Raw genomic sequence first — 22545 nt, 5'->3', positions numbered from 1 at the left:
GGGTGATGCTCGCTCTCGGCGCGGTCGTGGTTCGGGCATGAGAAGAGCCCCCGGTCGGCGACTGCCTACCGGGGGCTCTGCTCTGCAACGGGCCAGCTCTGTGGCGGGCCAGCACTGCATCGGGCCGGCTCTGTGGCGACCTAGATGATCGGGTCGCCTTCGCGCCTGGCCTCGGCGGCCTCCTTGACGAAGCCACGAACGAGGACGGCGAGGACGCCGGCCACGATGACGGGCCAGATCAGGACGTAGATCGTGAGAAGGATCGGTGTCATTGTCAGCTGCCTTCCTTCCTAGACGCGGACGAGGTCGTCGTCGTCGTCATCGGTTCGGACGTTCTGGTCGCGGCCGTCGTCGTCGGACTGCGCCTCGAGGGCCTCCGCCGACTCCGCCGTGTCGTAGTCGGCGGTGCGGGCGGCGATCTTGGCGAAGTCGAAGTCCATCGAGCTACGGAAGGACATCGCGGCACAGACGATCGTGCTCACCGCGTACGCCACGAGCGAGGCGGTCAGGGTGTCGTAGTCACGCAGGAAGCCGAAGATGAACGGCGCACTGCCCAGGGCCGCGATCGCGCCGACGACCAGCGCCGGGCGCAGGCCGAAGAACCCGAAGACCATCAGCCCGAGCACCACGCCCACGCCGATCACCGCCAGCGCCTCGATGCCGTACGCGAGCACGCCGCTGTCCGGGATGGCACCGAAACGGGTCGGCAGGAACACCGCGAGCGCCGCGAGCACGGACACGGTGAAGGCCATGTTGGTGACCTTCTTCCAGTAGAAGCTCGCGATCACCGGGAACACCAGGGCACCCCACAGGGCACCCACGAAGACCAGCAGGTCCAGGATGTTGAAGCGGATGTTGGCGAACACCAGGGCCGCAGCGGTGGCGAGGACCATCGTGAGCCGGCCCACGATGAGCATCGTGCGCGGGTTGGGCACCTTGCCCTTGCTGCGCAGGCTCTGTCCGTAGACGTCGGTCATGGCGATCGACGACATGGCCGACAGGTCGGAGTCCGCGGTCGACGAGAGCGACCCGATGATCATGATGAAGAACACCGCGACCAGGACGCCCGGCAGGTACTCGGCGGCCACCTGCGGCAGGATGTTGTTGGGGTCGCCGTCCACGGGATCGATACCCGCGTACAGGGCGAGCACGCCCACCATGCCGATGCCGATGATCGTGGCGCCGTAGCCGATCGTCGCCGTGATGAACGTCGGCTTGATCAGGTCCTCGCGCACCGCGAACAAGCGCTGGGCGATGGTCTGGTTGCCGATCGCGTAGGCCAGCACGGCCGCGATGTACGGCGCGCCCTGGTTGAGGAACGCGTCCGAGGAGAAGAAGTTGCTCTGCTGCGGGGTGAGGTTGGCCGCACCGCTCGAGAACACCTCGACGCCGCCGAGGAAGAAGAACATGGACGGCACGATGATGATGACCGCGCCGAGCATGGCCAGCACCTGGGCGAAGTCCGTGAGCACCGAGGCGCGGAAGCCGGACCACAGCGTGTAGAGCAGCACACCGGCGGCGATCACGATGATGCCCTGCATGAAGCTGAACGGGCTGAGCATGGCGATCAGGGCGCCACCGGCGATGAAGTTCGACGTCAGCGAGATGACCGAGCCCAGGATGTTGGAGCCGGCCAGCATCAGCTGGGAGGAGCGCCCGTGGCGCGCGAACATGACCTCGGCCAGGGTGTGAGCCTGGGGCGCGACCTTACGGATGCGCCGGCCGAAGGGGTAGATGAACAGGATCATCAGGGCACCCCAGAGCCCGTAGTGGATCGGTCCCGACACCCCGTAGAGGTAGCCGGAGTTGACCGAGGCGTACATCGACGAGGCCCAGATCCAGGTGGCCGTCATCGACGCCGCCGAGATGCCGAATCCGATCCGGTGACCGGCCGTCATGTAGTTGTCAGCGTTCTCGTCCTTGCGAGCGATCCGCATGGACATGACCATGGTGCCGCCGTAGAACAGCAGCAGTAGCAATACAAGCGCAGTCGCACTCAGCGCGGGAGAGCCGAGCAAATCCATATCTGCCTTTCTCTCTTTTATTGTCAGAACAACGGGCCCAGCATAGAGAACCCTGACGGGAAACTGAGAATCGCCAAGGTGAGAGGCATTGTCGGGAGGTCCAAAATGGAGCCCGCTCCCCACCGCTCGACGGCCTGCGACCCGGCCACAAGATGGAGGAAAACCCCAAACGGGCCTCGGTGCCGAGGCCGATGCTCAGGGAATGTTGTGGATGAACGTTGCCAGATCACCGACCCCAGATAGTTGCGGACGGATGCAAACATTGCGGGTCCTGCCTGCGCCGATGGCCCAAGATCAAGCGGCAGCGGTCGACCCCGGCGAGTGTGCGCTCCGCGAACGGAGTGCCGTCAACTTAAGAGTGGGCTCACATCCCTCAGCAGGTGACTGCGAGGACCACCCCTCGGCCGGGCGCACCCGTGGGCGGGTCGGCGGCGGGCTGGTCGGCGGCGTGCGGGAGGCAGGTGGTCCCGAGGTGTGGATCAGTGCTGCTCGGTGCGGCCGGGCCACACGGCCCGCCACTCGTCCCCGCTGGCCTCGGCCGCGGGCACGCGCAGACGCGACTCCGCGGCGCTGACGGTCTCGGCGAACTCGCGGACCACCCGTCGGTACTCGACCTCCGCCGAGCCGGAGCCGTCGGCTTCGGAGGCCTCGTCGGCGGAGTGGGCGGCGGCGTGGAACAACCCCCCGGCATCGACGTGGACGACGCGCATCCGATCGGGCACGAGATCGTCGGGGATCCCGGCCGACCGGACGCGCTCGAGAACCTTCTGCCCCAGTGCCAGCGCGGGCATGTCCCAGGAGATCCCCTCGACCACACCGCGCGGCGGGCGACCGGCGCGCTCGGCGGCCTTGGCCTCCTGCCACAGTCGGTCCTGCTCGGCGGCATCGAGGGCCCCGGGCCCACGACCGGGCCCGTCGGTGAACCAGTACGGCGCCCGGCGTCGGAGCTTGTCGAGCAGCGCCCCGGCCACGTCCTGAACGTCGAACGGCGACTCGTCCCGCTCGGCCCCGATCGCGGCGTGGAACAGCACCTGGAGCAGCAGGTCGCCGAGCTCGGAGACCAGCTCGTCGCGGTCGCCGTCGGCCACCGCGTCGACCAGCTCCCACGACTCCTCGAGCAGGTACGGCAGGAGCGAGGCGTGGGTCTGGGCGGACTCCCACTCCCCGTCGCGGCGGATGCGGACCATCACCTCGACGGCTTCGGCCAGCCGGTCGCCGCCGCCCGTCGAGAAGAGGGTTTCGCTCGTATCGGTCGAGTGGACTCGTGCGAAATCCTCTTCTCGGCGGGGATCGCGGGCGCCGCCGGGGCCGCCGGGGCCGCCGGGGCCGCCGGGGCCACTGTGGCCGCGCGCCGCGCCGCCCGGGTCCGCGTCTGAGTCGGGCCGCCCGCCGCCCGGGCTCATCGCGCGGGCGCCGTCTCCGGCTGGATCACCGGGTTCGACCCCTCCGGATCCCCGGCCATCGCCGTGAGGAAGTCGGCGGCGTACTGCAGCATCTCGTCGTCGCGCGCCTTCTCGCCGCCGGCACCCGCACGCGCGCCGGCGGCCTTGGGCAGCGGAAGCAGCACGGTCTTCTGCGTGGCCCGGTACTGCGCGGCCGGGTACATGCGCTTGAGGCGCATCTGCTGCGAGTCCAGCAGGTCGAGCGGGCCCACGCGCAGGCGCGAGCCGGCCAGGACGATCTCGCGGACCCGGTACTTCTGCGCGACCAACCGCAGCCGCGAGACGGACACCACGCGGCGGGCCTCGGCGGGAAGCGGCCCGTAGCGGTCGAGCAACTCCTCGACCACGGCGTCGATGTCGGCGGCCTCCCGCGCCTGCGACAGCTTGCGGTACGCCTCGAGCCGGAGCCGGTCGCCGTCGACGTACTCCACGGGGATGTACGCGTCGACGGGCAGCTCGATGCGGATCTCGCCGACCTCCTCCTCGACCTCCACCTTCTCCCCGTCGGCGACCGCGCGGTAGGCCTCCACCGCCTCGCCCACGAGACGGATGTAGAGGTCAAAGCCGACGCCCGCGATGTGCCCCGACTGCTCGGCGCCCAGCACGTTGCCGGCGCCGCGCAGCTCGAGGTCCTTCATCGCCACGGCCATTCCGGCCCCGAGGTCGTTGTTCTGCGCGATCGTCGCGAGCCGGTCGTACGCGGTCTCGGTGAGCGGCTTCTCCGGGTCGTAGAGGAAGTAGGCGTACCCACGCTCACGTGACCGGCCCACGCGGCCGCGCAGCTGGTGCATCTGCGACAGTCCCAGCTGGTCGGAGCGGTCCACGATGAGCGTGTTGGCGTTGGAGATGTCCAGGCCCGTCTCGACGATGGTCGTACAGACCAGCACGTCGTACTCGCGGTTCCAGAACCCGCCGACCGTCTGCTCGAGCTGCTCCTCCCCCATCTGCCCGTGCGCCACCACGACGCGCGCCTCGGGCACCAGGTCGCGGATCTTCGCGGCGGTGGAGTCGATGGTCCGCACGCGGTTGTGGACGTAGAAGATCTGCCCCTCGCGCAGCAGCTCGCGCCGGATGGCGGCGGCGACGTGCTTGTCCGAGTGCGCGCCCACATACGTCAGCACGGGCAGGCGCTCCTCGGGCGGGGTGAGGATCTGGCTCATCTCGCGGATGCCGGCCAGCGACATCTCCAGGGTTCGCGGGATCGGGGTGGCGGACATGGTGAGCACATCCACGTGGGTGCGCAGGGAGGTGATGTGCTCCTTGTGCTCCACGCCGAAGCGCTGCTCCTCGTCCACGATCACCAGGCCGAGGTTCTTCCACCGCACGCCCGTCGCGAGCAACCGGTGCGTGCCGATCACCACGTCCACTGTCCCGTCCGCCAACCCGGCGAGGATCTTCCTGGCCTCGGCGTCGGAGGTGAAACGGCTCAGTCCACGGATCGTCACGGGGAAGCCGGTCATGCGCTCGGCGAACGTGGCCAGGTGCTGCTGCGCGAGCAGCGTGGTCGGCACCAGCACCGCGACCTGGGTGCCGTCCTGCACGGCCTTGAACGCGGCGCGCACGGCGACCTCGGTCTTGCCGTAGCCGACGTCGCCCACCACCACGCGGTCCATGGGGGCGGTCTTCTCCATGTCGTGCTTGACGTCCTCGATCGCCGTGAGCTGGTCGACGGTCTCGGTGAAGGGGAACGCATCCTCCATCTCGCGCTGCCACGGGGTGTCGGGGCCGAAGGCGCGCCCGGGCGCGGACTGCCGCTTGGCGTACAGCTGCACCAGCTCGGTCGCGATCTCGCGGACGGCCTTGCGGGCCTTGCGCTTGGTGTTCTGCCAGTCGGCGCCGCCCATCTTGGACAGCGTCGGGGCCTCGCCGCCGACGTAGCGGCTGAGCTGCCCGAGTGACTCCATCGGCACGTAGAGGCGGTCACCGGCCGCGCCGCGCTTGCCGGGCGCGTACTCGATGACCAGGTATTCGCGCCGTGAGGAGCCGTCGCCGCCGCGCACCTGCCGCTCGACCATCTCCACGAACTTGCCGATGCCGTGCTGGTCGTGCACCACCCAGTCGCCGGCCTTCAGAGCCAGCGGGTCGACCTGGTTGCGGCGCTTGGAGTGGCGCGCCTTGGGGCGGGTGGTGGAGCCGAGGCGGTTGCCGGTGAGGTCCGTTTCGGAGACGACGACGAGGTCATCGGCCACCCCGGCGGCGCCAGCGCCGGTGGTGAGCGAGAACCCGCCGTGCAGGACGGCCTCGTAGACCGACACGAGTCCGGAGGCGGGCTCGGATCCCGCCGTCGCGGCCGTGGCGGGGACCTCGGCCTCGGACAGGCGTTCCAGGATGCGGGCGACGGTGCCGTGACCGGGCACGACCATCGCGGCCCGGCCGCCGCCGCCGACGAGCGCGCGGAGCCGGACGAACATGGCCTCCATCTCGGAGTCCTTGCCGCGCGGGGCGGGCGGGTCGCCGGCGGGGACGGTGATGACCGCGCCGTCCTCGGGGTCGGTGAGGAACCCGGGCGGGACGAGCTGCCACCACGCGCGGCCCGCCTCGGTGGCCTCGGAGCGGACGGCGGAGAAGGTGCGGTAGCCCGAGCCGGACAGGTCCAGCGTCTCGCTGTCCACGGGGGCGTCGCCGCCCATGGTGGCCGCGGTCCACGAGGCCTCGAGGAACTCCCGACCGGCGGAGGCCAGGTCGGCGGCGCGGCGGCGGACCTTGTCCGGATCGCACACCACCACGCGGGTGTCGGCGGGCATGAGCATCGGCAGGGTCGTCATGTCCTCCGGCACGAGCACCGAGGTCAGGGCCTCCATGCCGTCGCGCGGGATGCCCTCGGCCAGCGAGTCCAGCAGCTCGGCGAGCGTCGGGTTGGCGCGGTGCTCGGCGGCCAGCCCCCCCGCTCTGGCCCGCACGGCGTCGTCCAGCAGGAGCTCGCGGCACGGGAACAGCACCGCGGACTCCACCTCGCCGTCGGGCAGGGAGCGCTGGTCGGCCACGGAGAACTCGCGGATCTCGGCGATCGTGTCGCCGTCGAACTCGATGCGTAGCGGGTGGTCGGCGGTGGTCGGGAAGACGTCCACGATGCCGCCGCGCACCGCCACGTCCCCGCGCCGGGCGACCATGTCCTCACGCAGGTACGCGAACTCGGCCAGCCGAACCATGAGGTCGGTGGGGTCCAGCTCGGCGCCCTTGACCAGCCGCACCGGCTCCCGGCGGGCCGCGCCGGGTGAGATCGGCTGCACCACCGACCGCGCCGCCGCCACGACGATCCCCGGGGGCCGCCCCGACAACACCGAGTTCAGCACCTCGAGCCGGCGACCGATCGTGTCCGCCGCCGGCGAGAGACGTTCGTGCGGCAACGTCTCCCAGCTCGGGAACTGCGCCACCTCGTCGTCGTACAGCCCCGACAGCTCGTCGGCCAGTTCCTCGCACTCGCGTTCCGTGGCCGTCACCACCAACAACGGGGCGCGCTGCGCCACGGCGGCGACGAGGAACGGCCGCAGCGCCTCGGGCGCCCGGACCACCGCCGCGTCGCGGTCCAGACCGTCGCGCAGGTCGTCCAGCGCCGGGTTGGCCAGGACCGCACCCGCCAGACCGGACAGTGCGGCGGTCGCGGGAGTGGTGGCGGTGGCGGTGGTGGTCACGCGTGTGGATCCTCCGGGTAGGGGGTTCGTCGAGCGGGGGTGTGCGGGTCGCACGGGTGGTGGGACGCACACCTGAAGGGCCGCAGATCCACCACTCTAACCGCGCACCCGCCCCGGTAGCCTGTGCGTATGCGCGAGACCACAGACGCCGAGCACGTCGACCCCCGGCCCGTCGACCCCGGGCACGGCGACACCCAGGGCGCCCCCGCGGGCCCGGTGACGATCTCCCCCGCCGCGGCCACCGCCGACGACGCCGCCCCCGACACCATCGGCGCGCGCGTGTTCACCGACCGGTGGATCGGCGTGCTCCTCACCCTCGGCTCGGCCCTCGCGCTGGTCGCGTCGTTCGAGCTCAGCCTGGACAAGATCCGGCTGCTGGAGAACCCGGACTACACGCCAGCGTGCAACTTCTCCATCCTCATGAGCTGCAAGAGCGTCATCAACTCCGAGCAGGGGGCGGCGTTCGGGTTCCCCAACCCGTTCATCGGGCTGATCGGGTTCGGCATCGTGATCGCGATCGGCGTCGCCGCCGCCACGGGGGTGCGGTTCCCGCGCTGGTACTGGGTGGGCGCGCTGCTCGGGCTGACGTTCGCCGCCGGATTCGTTCACTGGCTGGCCTACCAGTCGATCTTCCAGATCCAGGTGCTGTGCCCGTGGTGCATGGTCGTGTGGGCGGCCACCATCCCCATGTTCTGGTACACATTGCTGCACGTGCTGGCCAAGCTCACCCGGGCGCGGTGGGTGCGCGCACTGCAGCGGTGGCACCTGGTGCCCGTGGTGGTCTGGTACCTCGCGGTGGCCGGGGTCATCCTGTGGGCGTTCTGGGACTTCTACTGGGCCGACTTCTTCGCCAACCTCTGACCGGCCGTGGAGTACACCGGGGTCGACGTCGTGATCCCCGCCCACGATGAGCAGGACCTGCTGGCGGGCTGCCTCGACGCGCTCGAGGACTGCATCGCCGCCACCCCGGTCCCGGTGACCGTGACGGTCGTGCTGGACTCCTGCCGCGATGCCACCGAGGAGATCGCGCGGGGGCGGGCCCGGATCGTGCGGACGAGCGCCCGCAACGTCGGCATCGCCCGCGCGCGCGGGTTCGACTCGCTGCGGCGGCCCTCGTCGTCGTCGCCCGGCTCCGTGCCGTCCCCCTCGCGGCGCTGGTACGCGACCACCGACGCCGACTCCCGCGTGCCCCGCACGTGGCTCACCGATCAGCTGGCGGTCGCCCGCTCCGGCGCCGATGTGGTCGCGGGCCTGATCGAGGTCGACGACTGGTCGGACTGGACCCCCGCCACCCGGCTGAGCTACCTCGAGGGCTACCACCCGGGCCCCGGCCACCGGCACATCCACGGCGCCAACATCGGCATCTCCGCCCGCGCCTACCGGCAGCTCGGCGGCTTCGACCCGCTCGCGGTCCACGAGGACGTCCAGCTGGTCCGGCGCGCGCAGGCGGCCGGACTGACGGTGGCGTGGTCCACCGCCGCGCCGGTGATGACCTCGGCCCGCCGGACCGCGCGCGCCCCCGGTGGCTTCGCCGGTCATCTCGCCGCCACGGAATGCGCCGCCACCGCACGCGCCGCCACCGCAGGGACCACCGCGTCGTGACCGCGTGTCCGCGAGCGAGGAGGCCCCGTGAGCACCACTGACGTGCCCTCCGGCGGCTCCCCGGACGCCGCTTCGTCCGCCGACCTGGCCCGCGAATGGGTCCGCGCCGGCCGCGCCGACCTGCCCCTGCCCGCCCGCGGCGACACCCGCACGAGGTGGTCCGAGCTCACCGCGATGTGCGCCCGGGACGTCTCGGCCGGCCGCCTGGTCGAGGCCCACGCCGACGCCGACGCGATCCTCGCCGAGATCTCCGGCACCCGCGTGGGGCGCGACGAACTGTGGGGCGTGTGGGCTGCCGAACCGCCGATGCCCGTGCTCCGCGCCCGGCGCGTGGGCGGGGGCTCGGGCGGGGGCTCGGGCGGAGACTCGGGCGGCGGGTGGGTGCTCGACGGGGTCAAGGCCTGGTGCTCCGGCGGCGACGTGTGCACGCACGCCCTGGTCACCGCGTTCGACGACGACGAGCCGCGCCTCTTCGCCGTCGACCTGCGCCAGCCCGGTGTCGCGCCCCGGGCGGACGGCTGGGCGCACCCGGGGATGGCGGGCAGCCGCACCACCTCCGTCGAATTCACCGACGTGCCGGCCCGCTCCGTCGGGGACCACCGCTCCTACCTCGAGCGGGCCGGGTTCTGGCACGGTGGGATCGGGGTTGCCGCCTGCTGGCTGGGCGCCGGGATCGCCGTGGCCCGGCCCCTGATCGCGCGGGCGACCCGGCCCGACGTCGACCCCCACGCGCTGGCCCACCTCGGCGCCGTGGACGTGGCCCTGGGAGGAGCGTCGTGGGCGCTGGACGCCGCCGCCGCGGAAGTCGATCGCGACGGACCCGGCGCCGACCTCACCGTCGCGCGCCACCGGGCCGTGCGCGTGCGGGCGATAGTCGAGGCCGCGGTGGACGAGACCATCCGACGCGTCGGCCGGGCGCTCGGCCCGGGACCGCTCGCGATGGACCCGCGCCACGGGCAGAACGTCCTCGACGCCGAGGTGTACATCCGGCAGTTCCACGCCGAGCGTGACCTCGCCGGGCTGGGCGCCACCGCCCGCACCCACGGCGGGTGGGCGCGATGACCACCGATCCCGCCAAGGGCGGTTCCACCCACTGGACCGGCATCGGGCTCGACGACCGCGGCACTCCCCACGCCGCCTGGGACGCCTGGTTCGGCGGGCGTACCGCCGACCCGGAGCTGACCGTACCGTCCGGGGTCCGGCGGGTGGTCGTGGTCGCGCCGCATCCCGACGACGAGATCCTCGGCGTGGGCGTCACCGCCGCCCGGTTCGCCGCAGCCGGGGCGGAGGTGGTGATCGTGGCCGTCACCGACGGCGACGCCTCGCACCCCGACTCCCCCACGGTGACGCCCGCGCGGCTCGCCGCGCTGCGGATCTCCGAGAGCCGGCGCGCCTGCGCGGCCCTGGGCCTTCCCGAGCCGGTGCGGGCCGGACTGCCAGACGGCGGGGTCCGCGGGCACGAGACGCGTCTGGCCGACGCGATCGCCGAGGCGATCGGTGACGTCCCCGGCGAGGACTGCGTGGTGCTCAGCACGTGGCGCGGAGACGGCCACCCCGATCACGAGGCCTCCGGACGCGCGGCCGCCCGGGCCTGCGCCGCCACCGGAGCGCGCCTGGCGGAGTACCCGGTGTGGACCTGGCACTGGGCCGAGCCCGGCGATCCGCGCGTGCCCTGGGGCCGGCGGCGCCGCGTCGTGCTCACCGATCCCGAGCTCGCCGCCAAGCGGGCGGCGGTCGCGGAGTTCGTCACCCAGGTCGCTCCGCTGTCCGATCGGCCGGGGGACGAGGCGATCCTGCCCGACTGGATCCTCGACCGCCTGGTCACGCGCTCCGAGACGGTGTTCTGGTGAGCACCCCGGGCCACTACTTCGAGGAGATGTACTCCGGGTCGGCAGATCCCTGGGACTTCGCCGGCTCCTGGTACGAACTGCGGCGCTACGGGCTCCTCGTCGCCTCTCTCCCCGAACAGCGGTACCGCGTGTGCTTCGAGCCCGCCTGCTCGGTGGGGGTGCTCACCGAGATGCTCGCCGGGCGGTGCGACGAGGTGCACGCGGTGGACGTCGTCGACACCGCCGCCGAGCAGGCTCGCGCGCGCATCGACCGCGCGGGGTTGGACCACGTGCACGTGCGCACCGCCGACGCGTTGGAATCGTGGCCCGGGCGGTCCTGCGACCTGTTGGTGCTCTCGGAGTTCCTCTACTACACGCCGGCAGACGGGCTCGACGAGCTGCTCACCGCACTGCTGACGCTGGCCGAACCCGGTGGGACGGTCGCGGCCTGCCACTGGCTGGGTCAGTCGGACGACCACGCCTGCCACGGCGAGGACGTCCACGCCGCACTCGCACGCCGCGTCGACCTCACGCGGCTCGTCCACCACCGCGAGGAGCACTTCGTCCTCGAGGTCTTCCGCCGCACCTGATTGCCGCCTGCAGCTAGTCCGGCGGCGGCTGCCGTTCCGGCTGTGGTTGCGGCTGCGGTTCCGGCTCCGGCTCCGGCTCCGGAGCCGACGCCTCAGCCTCCGCCTCGGCCCGAGTGACGAGGTGCACGATCGCCTCGGTATGGAGCCGGAACAGTTCGGTCACGTCGGCGTCCCCGGTCAGGGACGCGAGGAAAATCCCGTCGCCGCCGGCGAGTGCAAAGGTGGCGAGGACCCGGGCATCCGCCTCGGGTAGCCGCGGACGGACCCGCCGGAACTCCGCCGCGATGCGCTCCAGGGCGTCCCCGCGCAGGCGCAGATAGATTCCCCGGGCGGCCGGCTCCACGGGACGCTGCTCCAGCGCCAGCATCAGGCCCAGCCGGAGGAAGTCCGGGGACTCGCGGAACGTCCGGGCCACGCCCAGGCAGAAGGCGGTCACGCGCTCCCGCAGGGCTTCGCCCTCCCCGCGGGTGACCTGGCCCAGCCACAACTCGACGCTCTCCTCGACAACCGCCGCCAGCAGTGCGTCCTTGTCCGCGAAATGCCAGTAGATCGAGCTCGCCGGGAGCCCGCTCGCCTTACTGACCTGCGCGATCGAGGTCCCCTCGTACCCGCGTTCACCGGCCACCGCGGCGGCCGCCTCGATGATCCGACGCCGGGACTCCCGGCCCTTGGCACGGGTGCGCCTGCCCGTGGTCCCCGTCGGCTTCCCCGCCATCCGCTCCCCCGCTCCCTGTGTCCGGCGACTCATTGCGAATCGCCCCGGATCAGACTTACCGTAGTGATCACTACAGTACCGCGCGGCGGCAGACGTCAGCGCAGGAAAGGTGGAGAAATGATCGAATCACTGACCCGGAACTGGTGGATCCAGCTCATCCGCGGAGCACTGGCGATCGCCCTGGGCGCGACCGCACTGGCCTCCCCCACCACGGGCATGACGCTCGCGGTGTTCCTCGTGGCGGCCTTCGCCATCGGTGACGGCGCCATGACCATGACGACCGGAGTGGCACTCCCGGACCGGACCCCCGGCCGCGGCGGCCTCATCCTCGCCGGCACCGGTTTCATGATCCTCGGGCTGATCGTCCTGTTCTGGCCCGGCATCTCGGCCACCGCGTTGGTTCTGCTGTTCGCCACCTGGCTGGTGGCCTCCGGCGCCCTCATCGCCTACGGCGCCCAGACCCTGCGCTCCGAGATCCGCGACTCGTGGGCCATGGTGACACTCGGCGTCGTCTTGGCGGTGGTGGGTCTCGGGCTGGGCGTCGTGGGCCCGGCGGCGGTCGACACGGTCGTCACCTTCGCCGGCTGGTTCGGTCTCGCGGTCGGCGCGGTCATGGCCGCCGTGGCGTTCCGACTCCGCGCCGACTCCGACCGGCTCGAGCGCAGGGTGGCCGTCGCAGCCTGAACCGCGCCACCCTCATCCCCCGGCAAGGGCCGGGGAGCGACCTACTACGGGCTTCCGGGCCCCGGGCGCATGTCGCGACCCTGCGGCGTGCCGCCGGGGTGGCTCGGCCCGCTGTACTTCTCGAGGACGTCGACCTCGAGCGTCGGCGAGGGATCGAGATGCGAGAGGCCGTTGAAACAGAGGTTGACGATGTGCGCGGCGACCTCTTCCTTGGGCGGCGTGCGGGCGTCGAGCCACCACTGGGCGGTCCCGGAGACCATCCCGACCAGGGCCTGCGCGTACACACTGGTGGTGATGGGGTCGAACCCGCGGGCGACGAACTCCTCCTCGAGGATGTAGGTCACGCTCGCGGTGGCGTCGTTGAGCAGGGTCGAATACGAGCCCCCACCCACCGGGGACGATTCGCGCACGAGAATGCGGAAGCCGTCCGTGCGTTCCTCGACGTAGCGCAGCAGCGCCATCGCCGCGCGCTCGATGCGCCGCCGCGACCCCTCGCCCTGCAGGGCCTCGGTGATCTCCGCGCCGAGGTAGGCGAGCTCCCGGTCGCACACGACCGCGTAGAGCCCCTCCTTGCCTCCGAAGTGCTCGTAGACCACCGGCTTGGACACGCCCGCCGCGGCGGCGATGTCCTCCACCGTCGCGGCGTCGTAGCCGTTCTCGGCGAAGATCCGTCGGCCGACCTCCACCAGCTGCTGCCGCCGCTTGGCAGCAGACATCCTGGTCCTCGGTGTCGGTACGCCCACGCCCGTCATGCCCCACCCCTTTTTCTGATACCCCGAGGATAGCCACGCGCGTATTCCGCTCCCCCCGTTCGGCGGCTCCCCGACCCCGTCGGCGACCGAACGCACGTAGCATTGTTGACACATCACAAAACCGAGACAAGGGAGCGAGCAATGGCTATTCGTCAGTCCGAACAACGCGGGACGATCGGCACGGTCACCGAGCGCGGGGTGCCCTCAACCACCGATATCGTCGTGATCGGATCCGGCGGTGCCGGCCTCACCGCCGCGCTGACCGCCGCGAAGGACGGTGCGAGTGTGCTGGTCGTGGAGTCCCTCGAGATCGTCGGCGGCGCCACCGGCGTCTCGGCCGGTGCCGCCTGGATTCCTGCTCACGGGTACTCGACCAAGGCGCTCGGGGTCGACGATTCCCTCGACGACGCCCGCACCTACATCTACGGCGAAGGCCGCAGCGAAACCCTTGATCCTGAGATCGTCGAGACATTCCTGCAGGAAGGCCCGAAGGTCGCCCGCTACATCGAGGACAACACCAAGTTCGGGTGGATCCCGGTGATCTGGCCCGACTACCGGTCGGACATCCCCGGCGCCTCGGTCGGCCGCGCACTGTTCCCCGGGCCCTACAACGCCGAAGGGCTCGGCGACGCCGCTCGGTACGTGCGCCCCGAACTGACCTCCGGCATGGCCAAGAACCCCATGCCGTTCTGGGCGCTCGCCGGACTCAAGAAGGAGTCCTCCTGGATGGCCGGACCGGCCCTGGTGGGCGCCCTGCTCGAGGCTGCACTCGACGCGGGCGTCGACGTCCGCGTCGAGGCCCCGGCCGAGCGGCTTCTGGTGGAGAACGGGACCGTGACGGGTCTGGTGGTCTCCTCCGGCGACGGTGAACACACGGTGCGCGCCACCCACGGGGTCATCATCGCCTCGGGCGGCTTCGAGACCTCCGACGAGCTGGCCACCGAGTACCTCGACGGCCCGCTCGGCACCCACGTCTCTCCGAAGGGGCACAAGGGTATCGCCGTGCAGTTGGCCGAGGAGGTCGGCGCGAAGCTCACCTCGATGAACGCCGCATGGTGGATGCCTGGTGTCCAACTGCCCGGCGAGACGCTCGACGGCGTTCCCTTCGCCCGGCTTCTGCTCGGTGAGCGATCCCTGCCCCACTCGATCGTCGTGAACCGGGCCGGGAAGCGGTTCGCCAACGAGGCACTGCCGTACGACCAGTTCGGCGGCGCCATGCGTGCGGCCAACGAGGAGGCCGGCGGCGCCAACGATCCGGCGTACTTCGTCTTCGACCAGAACTTCTGGGACAAGTACGGTCTGTTTGGCTCACTGCCCGGCGGGGAGGTCCCCGAGTACATCCACCAGGCCGGTTCGCTCGCGACACTGGCACGGGAGATCGGGGTCGACGAGGTCGGCCTGCTCACCACGGTCGACGAGTTCAACCCCGCGGCCGCGGCGGGTCGTGATCCCTGGTTCGGCCGCGGCGATACCCTCTTCGACCGCTACTTCGGCGACTTCAAGCCGTTCCTGGGGCGCTTCTCCTCCGGCGCCCGCTTCCCCGCGGCAACGATGAAGGCGCAGTTCGCGCTGGCCAAGGCCATCGCCCCGATCGTCAACGGCGCCGCCGAGAAGGTCGCCAAGCGCAACGACGCCGAAGCCATCCGCAGGGCCATCGTGGGTCCGCTGGCGACGATCATGCGCCCGGTACTCAAGTCGCCGCGCTCGTCCACGCTCGGGCCGATCGAGCGAGGCCCGTTCTACGCGGTGGAGGTCCGAGCCTCGGCGCTGGGCACGGTCGGTGGGCCCGCCACCGACGCCCGGGGTCGGGTGCTCACCGAGGACGGCGAGGTCGTTCCGGGGCTGTACTCCGCCGGCAATGCCGGCGGCGCCCCGACCCAGGGGTTCTACGCCGGAGCGGGCGGCACCATCGCGCTCGGTCTGGTCTTCGGCCACCTCGCCGGCCGCGAGGCGGCGGCCCACGCGTCGACCCGCGACGCGGCCGACGGTTCACTGACGGCGTGAAGGCAGCAACGTAAAGGCAGCGACGTAGAGGCAGCGACGCCAACTCCGCTGCTCACGGCGGCCAGGGCCCATCGGTGCGCAGGTGCGCACCGATGGGCCCGATCTCATGTGCCAGACTGGTGACGGCCCGTTCGCGGGCCGTTCCCCCGTGGTGTAATCGGCAACACTCCTGATTTTGGTTCAGGCATTTCAGGTTCGAGTCCTGGCGGGGGAGCTAGAAGATCCCGCCGAAGATCCCCACGGCCAGCACCAGCAACAGGATCGCGATGATCGCGAACACCGCCAACGCCGGTTGCCGTGCACGCCGCGGCTTCTTCTCCACCTCGGCATCGGGCTGGAAGGCCGGGTCCTGCCCGGGCTGCCCGGGTCCGTTCATTCCGGTCACGTGAATCGCTCCTCTTCCATCCGGGCGTAGGCCTCCAGCAGCTCAAGGGCGTGCTCTCCGGCAGCACCCTCCGCGCGCAGGCCCGTACGCATCGACTCCACCATCTCCCTACCGTGCGGGAACGGCGGCAGCAACGGAATGTCCGGGTCGGTGATCGCGTCGATCACGGTCGGCCGGTCCGCCAGGAACGCCTCCTCCAAGGCGGGCACGAGCTGCTCGGGGTCCTCGACGCGCACCCCGCGCAGCCCCAGCAGTTCGGCGTAGCCGGCCACGTCGAACGGCGGCACGTCCTGCGACCGGGCGAACCGCGGCTGGGCCTCGCTCTCGCGCTGCTCCCAGCTCACCTCCGCCAGGTCCCGGTTGCTGAGCACCACGATCACCATCGTCGGGTCCTCCCAGCTCGGCCACGCCTCGGAGACGGTGATGAGCTCGTTGATCCCGAGCATCTGGATGGCCCCGTCACCGGCCAGGACCGCGACGGGCTTGGCGGGCGCGGTGGCCTTGGCGGCGATCGCGTAGGGGATCCCGCAGCCCATCGACGCCAGCGTGCTCGACAGGTGCGCAGGGACGGTCGTCGGCAGGCTGATCTGCCGGACGTAGTGGTAGACGCTGCTGCCCACGTCCACGGCGAGGCGCGCATCGTGAGGCAGGCGCTCGCCCAGTCGCCGCGCGACCAGCTCGGGATTGAGCCCGCGCGCCGGCACCTCGGAGCGCATCCGGGAGATCTCCCACCACTGCCCCACCCATTTCTCCACGTCGCCGCGCCATGCGGAGCGGTCGCGATCGGCCACGCGTCCGGTGAGCTCGCGCAGCGCTGCCGCGGCGTCGCCCACCATGCCGACCTCGATCGGATACCGGTTGGCCAGGTGCACCGGGTCGAGGTCGATCTGGACGGCCCGCGCCCGCCCGGGCTCCGGGTAGAACTCGGTCCAGGGGTCGTTCGATCCGACGATGAGGAGGGTGTCGCAGTTCTGGAGGATGCGCGCGCTCGCCGTCGTCCCCAGATGGCCCATGGTCCCGCCCACCAACGGCGAGGACTCGTCCACGTAGGGCTTACCCAACAGGCTCATCGTCACGCCGGCGTCCAGGCGCTCGGCGAGCTCCATCAGTTCCGCCTGCGCACCGGCGACGCCGCGCCCGGCCAGGATCGCGATCCGCTCCCCCGCGTCGAGCACCTCCACGGCGCGCGCCACGTCGTCGTCGCGGGGGGTGGTGACCCCGTGGGTCCATTCGGGGGCGGTGACCACCACCCCGTGCTCCTGGTCGAGGTCCTCGCCCAGCTCCGGGGCCTCGGCGTTCTGCACGTCGTGGGGAAGGATGACGACGACGGGGGTCCGGTGCGTCAGCGCGGAGCGGAACGCCCGGTCGATCACCATGGGCGCCTGCTCGGCCGACGACACCGTCTGCAGGTACGGCCCGGCCACGTCCGCGAAGACGTTGCCGAGGTTGATCTCCTGCTGGTAGCCCGACCCGAGCACGCTGGTGTGCTGCTGCGCGACGAGCGCCACCACGGGCACGCTGTCGAGTTTGGCGTCGTACAGGCCGTTGAGCAGGTGCATCGCGCCGGGGCCCTGCGTGGAGGTCACCACCCCGACCGCGCCCGAATATTTGGCGTCGGCCACCGCCATGAACGCCGCCGACTCCTCGTGGCGGGCCCGCCCGAACGTCGGGGCGATCTCGGCGCGCTGCAACGCGCCGAGCAGCGGGTTGTTGCCGTCCCCGGCGTAGCCGTAGATCCGTTCGACGTCCCAGGCCACCAGTCGTTCGACGACGAGGTCGGCCACCGTCCTGTCCGTGGTCATACGCGTGCCCCTTCCGCTCGTCAGCCGTAGTGGCCCCACCGTAGGGGGCGCACCCGCGGCCCTCCACCGGTCATGGTGGCGCGGGCCCGCGGAACCGGTTGTCCGGCGGGTGGGGTGGACCTATCGTCCGGGCATGGACACCGATCTCAAGGCACTCGCCCTGGTGTGCTCGCTCAAGGCCTCGCCCGCCGAGTCGAGCAGCGACCTCATCGCCCGGCAGGTCCTCGACGAACTCGCCGGTCACGGCGTGACCGGGGAGACCGTCCGGGTCGCGGACTTCGACGTCCGTCCGGGGGTCGACGACGACATGGGCGACGGTGACGAGTGGCCCGCCATCCTCGAGAAGGTCCGAACCGCCGACGTCCTCGTGTTGTCCACGCCGACGTGGCTCGGCAATCCGTCCAGCATCGCGCAGCGGGTGCTGGAGCGTCTCGACGCGCAACTGTCGGCCACCGACGACGAGGGCCGTCCCGCGATGTTCGGCAAGGTCGCCGTGGTCGCGGTGGTGGGCAACGAGGACGGCGCGCACAAGATCGTCGCCGACATGTTCCAGGGCCTGAACGACATCGGGTTCACGATCCCGGCGCAGGGCTGCACCTACTGGAACAACGAGGCCATGAACCCGGTGGACTACAAGGACCTCGACTCCACGCCGTCGGCCGTGGCCTCGACCATCACCACGCTGTCGTCCAACGCGGTGCACCTGGCGCGGTTCCTGCGCCGTGAGCAGTACCCGGCGGTCTAACCCTTGGTGCTCCGCTCGACCGCGCTGCGGACGGTGTAGCGCAGGAACGCCGGGAAGGCGATCGCGCAGATCACCACGCCGATCACCACCAGCACGCCACCACCCGACGCGGCGACCGCCGTGCCGACCGAGGCCGCGGCCACGCCGTGCGCGACGTCGCCGATTCGCGGACCGCCGGCCACCACCACGATGAACACGCCCTGCAGCCGGCCGCGCATCTCGTCGGTGGCCGAATCCAGCAGGATCGCCTGGCGGAACGCGGCCGAGATCATGTCGACGGCTCCGCCGAACGCCAGCGCGGCGAGCGCCAGCCATAGCCACCACGCGGAGCCGCCGGGCGAGGACGCGCCCACGAACACCCCGAACGCGACCATCGCCGCGCCCCACAGCGCCACGCACACCAGCACCGCCAGGCCCTGCCTGCGCACGCGCGGGATCCACCCGGAGAACACCCCGCCGGCCACGGCGCCCACGCTCATCGCGGCGAACAACAGACCGAGGGCGGTCCCGCCGGTCGCGGGGTCGCCGAAGGACTCGGTGGCGATCTGCGGGAACAGTGCCCGCGGCATGCCGAAGACCATCGCGATGATGTCCACGAGGAACGAGGCCAGGAGGATGCGGCGGGTGGCCAGGTAGGCGAACCCGTCGATCACCGACCGCAGCCCCACCGACCCGCGCTCCCCCTCGACCGGCTGCGGCGGGAGCCGGAACACCGCGTACAGGGTGGCCAACAGCGCGACGGCGGTGAACAGGTACATCGTCGACAGGCCCAGGACCGGGATGAGGATGCCCGCGGACAGGGGCCCGACGATCGCCCCGAACTGCATCACGGTCATGTTCAGGGCCGAGGCGGAGGCAAGCTGGTCGGAGGGGACGATCCGGGGGATGATCGCCGAGCGGGTGGGCTGGTTGACCGCGAAGAACGCCTGCTGCACCGACAGCAGCACCATCACCACCCAGACGTTCCGGTTGCCCGCCGCGGCCTGCGCCCAGAACAGCAGTGAAGTGACGATCAGCCCGGTGGTGGTGACCATGAGCAGGCGACGCCGGTCGAGGGCATCGGCCAGCGCGCCGCCCCACAGGCCGAACACCACGAGGGGCACCAGCGCGAACACGCCGGTGAGCCCCACATACGCAGAGCTGCGGGTGATCTCGAAGACCTGCTGCGGCACCGCGACGATCGACAACTGCGCCCCGATGACCGTGACGATGTTGGCGAGCCACATCCTGCGGAAGTCCGGCTGTCGCAGTGGTCGGGTATCCGCCAACTGGCGCCTCAGGACTGACACGCGGGGCAGGCTACTCCGCCTCAAGACGGTTCGAATCGTCGGAGTCACACTCGATCCCGCATAGGGGTCCGCGCTACTTTGACAGTGAGTTGACGCAAAGTTGACCTAACGTTGCACTACGCCCATCCCCCACACGGCGCTGCCACGCCCGAGGAGACTCGATGACCACACCCGAGACCGACCGTTCAGCGCCCGACCGCCCACAGACCGCGGTCATCGTCCTGGCCGCCGGATCCGGCACCCGGATGAAGAGCGCCACCCCCAAGATGCTGCACCGGGTGTGCGGGCGGACGATGCTCGGTCACGCACTGCACGCCGCGGCGGGGCTCGAGCCGGACGCGATCGTCGTGGTCGTCGGCCATCAGCGCGACCAGGTCTCGGCGGCGGTCGACGAGTTGTCGGCCGAGCTCGGCGTGCCGGTCTCCACCGCGGTGCAGGAGGAGCAGAACGGGACGGGCGACGCCGTCGCGGCCGGGATGAAGGGACTGCCCGCCGACTTCTCGGGCACCGTGCTCGTCACCACCTCGGACATCCCCCTGCTCGACGCCGACACCCTGCGCGAGGTCGTGACGCGCCACGACCTGCGACCGCGCGCCGCGGTCACCGTCCTGACGTCGACGGCACCCGACCCCACGGGGTACGGCCGCATCGTGAGGAACGACGACGGCGAGGTGCTGCGGATCGTCGAGCACAAGGACGCCTCGGAGGACGAGCGGGCGATCGACGAGGTCAACTCCGGCATCTACGCCTTCGACGCCCTCATCCTGCGGGACAAGCTCGGGCAGCTGGGCACGGACAACTCGCAGGGCGAGCTGTACCTCACCGACGTCATCCAGCTCGCGCGGCGCGACAACGGCCTCATCCGCGGGCACCGTGTCGAGGACCCCGATCTGGTCGCGGGCGTCAATGATCGCGTGCAGCTCGCAGCCCTGGCCGGCGAGATGAACCGTCGCCTCTGCGAGTCGGCGATGCGGGGCGGCGCGACGATCGTCGACCCGTCCAGCACGTGGCTCGACGTCGGCGTGGCCACGGGCCGCGACGTGACGATCCTGCCGGGCACCCACCTGACGGGCGCCACCGAGATCGGCGACGGCGCGACCGTCGGACCGGACACCACCCTGCAGGACACCGTGGTCGGCGAGGGCGCCACGGTCGTGCGTTCACATGCGGTGCGCGCCACAATCGGGGCTGGCGCGGAGGTGGGCCCGTTCGCCTACCTGCGGCCCGAGGCGGACCTGGGCGAGCGGAGCAAGATCGGCACGTTCGTCGAGGTCAAGAAGTCGACGATCGGGGCGAACACCAAGGTGCCGCACCTGACCTACGTGGGCGACGCGACGATCGGCGAGCACACCAACATCGGGGCGTCGAGCGTGTTCGTCAATTACGACGGGGTGAACAAGAACCGTACAGTGATCGGCGATCACTGCCGCACCGGTTCGGACACCATGTTCGTCGCACCTGTGACCGTCGGAGACGGGGCCTATTCGGGCGCGGGTACCGTGATCAAGGACGACGTCCCACCCGGAGCCCTCGCGGTCTCGGGCGGACGACAGAGGAACATCGACGACTGGGTGATCGAGAACCGGCCCGATTCCGGTTCGGCAGAGGCCGCCCGTCGTGCCCGGAACGACTCCCAGAAGGACGGACTCACGCAGTGAGCGAGTGGATCGACAACCAGAAGAACCTGATGTTTTTCGCGGGGCGCGCGCACCCCGAACTCTCCGACCAGGTCGCCGCCGAACTGGGCGTCGAGGTCACCCCCCAGACCGCCCGGGACTTCGCCAACGGCGAGATCTTCGTTCGCTTCGAGGAGTCCGTCCGCGGCTGTGACGCGTTCGTGCTGCAGAGTGCCCCGGCGCCGCTGAACAAGTGGATCATGGAGCAGCTCATCATGATCGACGCCCTCAAGCGGGGAAGCGCCAAGCGGATCACCGCCGTCCTGCCGTTCTACCCGTACGCGCGGCAGGACAAGAAGCACCGCGGCCGCGAGCCGATCTCGGCCCGTCTCATCGCGGACCTGCTCAAGGCCGCCGGCGCGGACCGCATCATCACGGTCGACCTGCACACCGACCAGATCCAGGGCTTCTTCGACGGTCCCGTGGACCACATGCACGCCCAGGGCCAGCTCTCGGACTACGTCCGGCAGCACTACGGGACCGACAACATCGTCGTGGTCTCCCCCGACGCCGGCCGCGTCAAGGTGGGCGAGAAGTGGGCCGATGCCCTCGACGGCGCGCCGCTCGCGTTCGTCCACAAGACCCGCGATCCCAACGTGCCCAACCAGGTGAAGTCCAACCGCGTGGTCGGTGACGTGGAGGGCAAGACCTGCGTCCTGATGGACGACATGATCGACACCGGTGGCACCATCGCCGGCGCCGTCAAGGTCCTCAAGGACGCCGGTGCCGGGGACGTCATCATCGCCACCACCCACGGCATCTTCTCCGATCCGGCCGCCGAGCGTCTCGCCAACTGCGGGGCCAAGGAGGTCATCACCACCGACACGCTGCCGATCCCGCCGGAGAAGCGGTTCGAGAACCTCACCGTGCTGTCCATCGCGCCGCTGCTGGCCCGGACCATCCACGAGGTCTTCGAGAACGGGTCGGTGACCAGCCTCTTCAACGGGAACGCCTGACATGACCGCGGACCCGGCGGGGCGCGCCACGATCTACCACAACCCCCGCTGCTCCAAGTCCCGGCAGGCGCTGGAGCTGCTCCGCGAGCGGGGTGTGGAGCCGACCGTCATCAAGTATCTCGACACTCCCCCGGACGTCGAGCAGCTGCGCACCCTCATCGCCGACGCCGGCCTGACGGTGCGGGAGGCGGTGCGCGTCAAGGAGGCCGAGTTCACCGAGCTCGGCCTCATCGACGCCTCCGATGACGACCTGCTCGCCGCGATGGTCGCCCACCCCCGGCTCATCGAGCGGCCCTTCGTCGTCACCGACAAGGGCACCCGCCTCGCGCGTCCCACGGCGGCGGTCGAGGAGATCCTCTGACGTCCCGACTCTGACGGCGCCTCGCCTGCGTCGAGCCCGCTGCGCCCTCATCCGAGA

General features: G+C 71.0%; 20 protein-coding genes and 1 tRNA gene. 12 read left to right on the top strand and 9 right to left on the bottom strand.

Going from position 1 to position 22545, the window contains the following annotated elements; genetic code table 11:
* Positions 1 to 140: 140 nt before the first annotated feature.
* From Q2K20_RS05075 to mfd, 4 genes are all read right to left on the bottom strand, one after another.
* A complete protein-coding gene (locus tag Q2K20_RS05075; RefSeq protein ID WP_096907137.1) occupies positions 141 to 272 on the bottom strand; it encodes a putative transporter small subunit in 132 nt (43 codons plus the stop codon).
* 18 nt (positions 273 to 290) lie between these two features.
* Positions 291 to 2024 (bottom strand): sodium:solute symporter family protein, encoded by a 1734-nt coding sequence (locus Q2K20_RS05070; RefSeq protein WP_317176707.1) that lies wholly within the window; start codon positions 2022 to 2024, stop codon positions 291 to 293.
* A 479-nt stretch (positions 2025 to 2503) separates the two neighbouring features.
* Complete coding sequence (locus tag Q2K20_RS05065) at positions 2504 to 3211, bottom strand: MazG nucleotide pyrophosphohydrolase domain-containing protein (protein ID WP_317176706.1); 708 nt, start codon at positions 3209 to 3211, stop codon at positions 2504 to 2506.
* 212 nt (positions 3212 to 3423) lie between these two features.
* The gene (gene mfd, locus Q2K20_RS05060) at positions 3424 to 7098 is read right to left on the bottom strand and encodes a transcription-repair coupling factor (protein ID WP_317176705.1); all 3675 of its coding nucleotides are present in this window, start codon (positions 7096 to 7098) and stop codon (positions 3424 to 3426) included.
* A 129-nt stretch (positions 7099 to 7227) separates the two neighbouring features.
* Here mfd and Q2K20_RS05055 point away from each other — a divergent pair, with 129 nt between their 5' ends.
* From Q2K20_RS05055 to Q2K20_RS05035, 5 genes are read left to right on the top strand one after another with little or no spacing between them, the layout of a single operon-like run.
* Complete coding sequence (locus tag Q2K20_RS05055) at positions 7228 to 7959, top strand: vitamin K epoxide reductase family protein (RefSeq protein WP_067713395.1); 732 nt, start codon at positions 7228 to 7230, stop codon at positions 7957 to 7959.
* A 6-nt stretch (positions 7960 to 7965) separates the two neighbouring features.
* On the top strand, positions 7966 to 8700 hold the full coding sequence (locus tag Q2K20_RS05050) for a glycosyltransferase (RefSeq protein WP_269505193.1): 735 nt from the start codon (positions 7966 to 7968) through the stop codon (positions 8698 to 8700).
* A 27-nt stretch (positions 8701 to 8727) separates the two neighbouring features.
* Positions 8728 to 9762 (top strand): acyl-CoA dehydrogenase family protein, encoded by a 1035-nt coding sequence (locus Q2K20_RS05045; RefSeq protein WP_390890278.1) that lies wholly within the window; start codon positions 8728 to 8730, stop codon positions 9760 to 9762.
* On the top strand, positions 9759 to 10550 hold the full coding sequence (locus Q2K20_RS05040; protein WP_269505191.1) for a PIG-L deacetylase family protein: 792 nt from the start codon (positions 9759 to 9761) through the stop codon (positions 10548 to 10550). Before Q2K20_RS05045 ends, Q2K20_RS05040 begins: the two co-directional genes overlap by 4 nt.
* The gene (locus Q2K20_RS05035) at positions 10547 to 11119 is read left to right on the top strand and encodes an SAM-dependent methyltransferase (protein WP_269505190.1); all 573 of its coding nucleotides are present in this window, start codon (positions 10547 to 10549) and stop codon (positions 11117 to 11119) included. The genes Q2K20_RS05040 and Q2K20_RS05035 overlap by 4 nt, the downstream gene beginning before the upstream one ends.
* 13 nt (positions 11120 to 11132) lie before the next feature.
* Here the strand turns inward: Q2K20_RS05035 and Q2K20_RS05030 are convergent, their stop codons facing one another.
* Positions 11133 to 11834: a TetR/AcrR family transcriptional regulator gene (locus Q2K20_RS05030; protein WP_269505189.1), complete on the bottom strand. Its 702-nt coding sequence runs from the start codon at positions 11832 to 11834 to the stop codon at positions 11133 to 11135.
* Positions 11835 to 11951: 117 nt separating this feature from the next.
* Between Q2K20_RS05030 and Q2K20_RS05025 the strand changes: the two genes are divergently transcribed.
* Positions 11952 to 12518, top strand: a complete 567-nt coding sequence (locus Q2K20_RS05025; RefSeq protein WP_269505186.1) for an HdeD family acid-resistance protein — start codon at positions 11952 to 11954, stop codon at positions 12516 to 12518.
* Positions 12519 to 12562: 44 nt separating this feature from the next.
* Here the strand turns inward: Q2K20_RS05025 and Q2K20_RS05020 are convergent, their stop codons facing one another.
* Entirely contained in the window at positions 12563 to 13234 is a 672-nt protein-coding gene (locus tag Q2K20_RS05020; protein ID WP_067713378.1) for a TetR/AcrR family transcriptional regulator, read from the bottom strand.
* 177 nt (positions 13235 to 13411) lie between these two features.
* Here Q2K20_RS05020 and Q2K20_RS05015 point away from each other — a divergent pair, with 177 nt between their 5' ends.
* Together Q2K20_RS05015 and Q2K20_RS05010 are read left to right on the top strand one after the other, a co-directional pair.
* On the top strand, positions 13412 to 15274 hold the full coding sequence (locus tag Q2K20_RS05015; protein WP_269505181.1) for an FAD-dependent oxidoreductase: 1863 nt from the start codon (positions 13412 to 13414) through the stop codon (positions 15272 to 15274).
* Between the two features lie 142 nt (positions 15275 to 15416).
* Positions 15417 to 15488, top strand: a tRNA-Gln gene (locus Q2K20_RS05010).
* Here the strand turns inward: Q2K20_RS05010 and Q2K20_RS05005 are convergent.
* Positions 15489 to 15659, bottom strand: coding sequence for a hypothetical protein (locus Q2K20_RS05005; RefSeq protein WP_159147944.1), 171 nt, complete (start codon positions 15657 to 15659; stop codon positions 15489 to 15491).
* Complete coding sequence (locus Q2K20_RS05000; RefSeq protein ID WP_269505176.1) at positions 15656 to 17461, bottom strand: thiamine pyrophosphate-requiring protein; 1806 nt, start codon at positions 17459 to 17461, stop codon at positions 15656 to 15658. Before Q2K20_RS05000 ends, Q2K20_RS05005 begins: the two co-directional genes overlap by 4 nt.
* Before the next feature lie 133 nt (positions 17462 to 17594).
* Here Q2K20_RS05000 and Q2K20_RS04995 point away from each other — a divergent pair, with 133 nt between their 5' ends.
* Complete coding sequence (locus tag Q2K20_RS04995) at positions 17595 to 18206, top strand: flavodoxin family protein (protein ID WP_269505174.1); 612 nt, start codon at positions 17595 to 17597, stop codon at positions 18204 to 18206.
* Here the strand turns inward: Q2K20_RS04995 and Q2K20_RS04990 are convergent.
* On the bottom strand, positions 18203 to 19486 hold the full coding sequence (locus Q2K20_RS04990) for an MFS transporter (RefSeq protein ID WP_269505222.1): 1284 nt from the start codon (positions 19484 to 19486) through the stop codon (positions 18203 to 18205). The genes Q2K20_RS04995 and Q2K20_RS04990 overlap by 4 nt on opposite strands.
* 170 nt (positions 19487 to 19656) lie before the next feature.
* Here Q2K20_RS04990 and glmU point away from each other — a divergent pair, with 170 nt between their 5' ends.
* From glmU to arsC, 3 genes are read left to right on the top strand one after another with little or no spacing between them, the layout of a single operon-like run.
* Positions 19657 to 21153: a bifunctional UDP-N-acetylglucosamine diphosphorylase/glucosamine-1-phosphate N-acetyltransferase GlmU gene (gene glmU / locus Q2K20_RS04985; RefSeq protein WP_269505172.1), complete on the top strand. Its 1497-nt coding sequence runs from the start codon at positions 19657 to 19659 to the stop codon at positions 21151 to 21153.
* Positions 21150 to 22127, top strand: coding sequence for a ribose-phosphate diphosphokinase (locus Q2K20_RS04980; RefSeq protein WP_067713365.1), 978 nt, complete (start codon positions 21150 to 21152; stop codon positions 22125 to 22127). Before glmU ends, Q2K20_RS04980 begins: the two co-directional genes overlap by 4 nt.
* Position 22128: 1 nt before the next feature.
* Positions 22129 to 22488, top strand: a complete 360-nt coding sequence (gene arsC, locus Q2K20_RS04975) for an arsenate reductase (glutaredoxin) (RefSeq protein ID WP_132061728.1) — start codon at positions 22129 to 22131, stop codon at positions 22486 to 22488.
* Positions 22489 to 22545: the final 57 nt, after the last annotated feature.

This window comes from Dietzia sp. IN118, assembly GCF_032905965.1.
GTDB classification, from domain to species: domain Bacteria; phylum Actinomycetota; class Actinomycetes; order Mycobacteriales; family Mycobacteriaceae; genus Dietzia; species Dietzia kunjamensis.
This window is presented reverse-complemented; position numbering and strand designations above follow the sequence as displayed.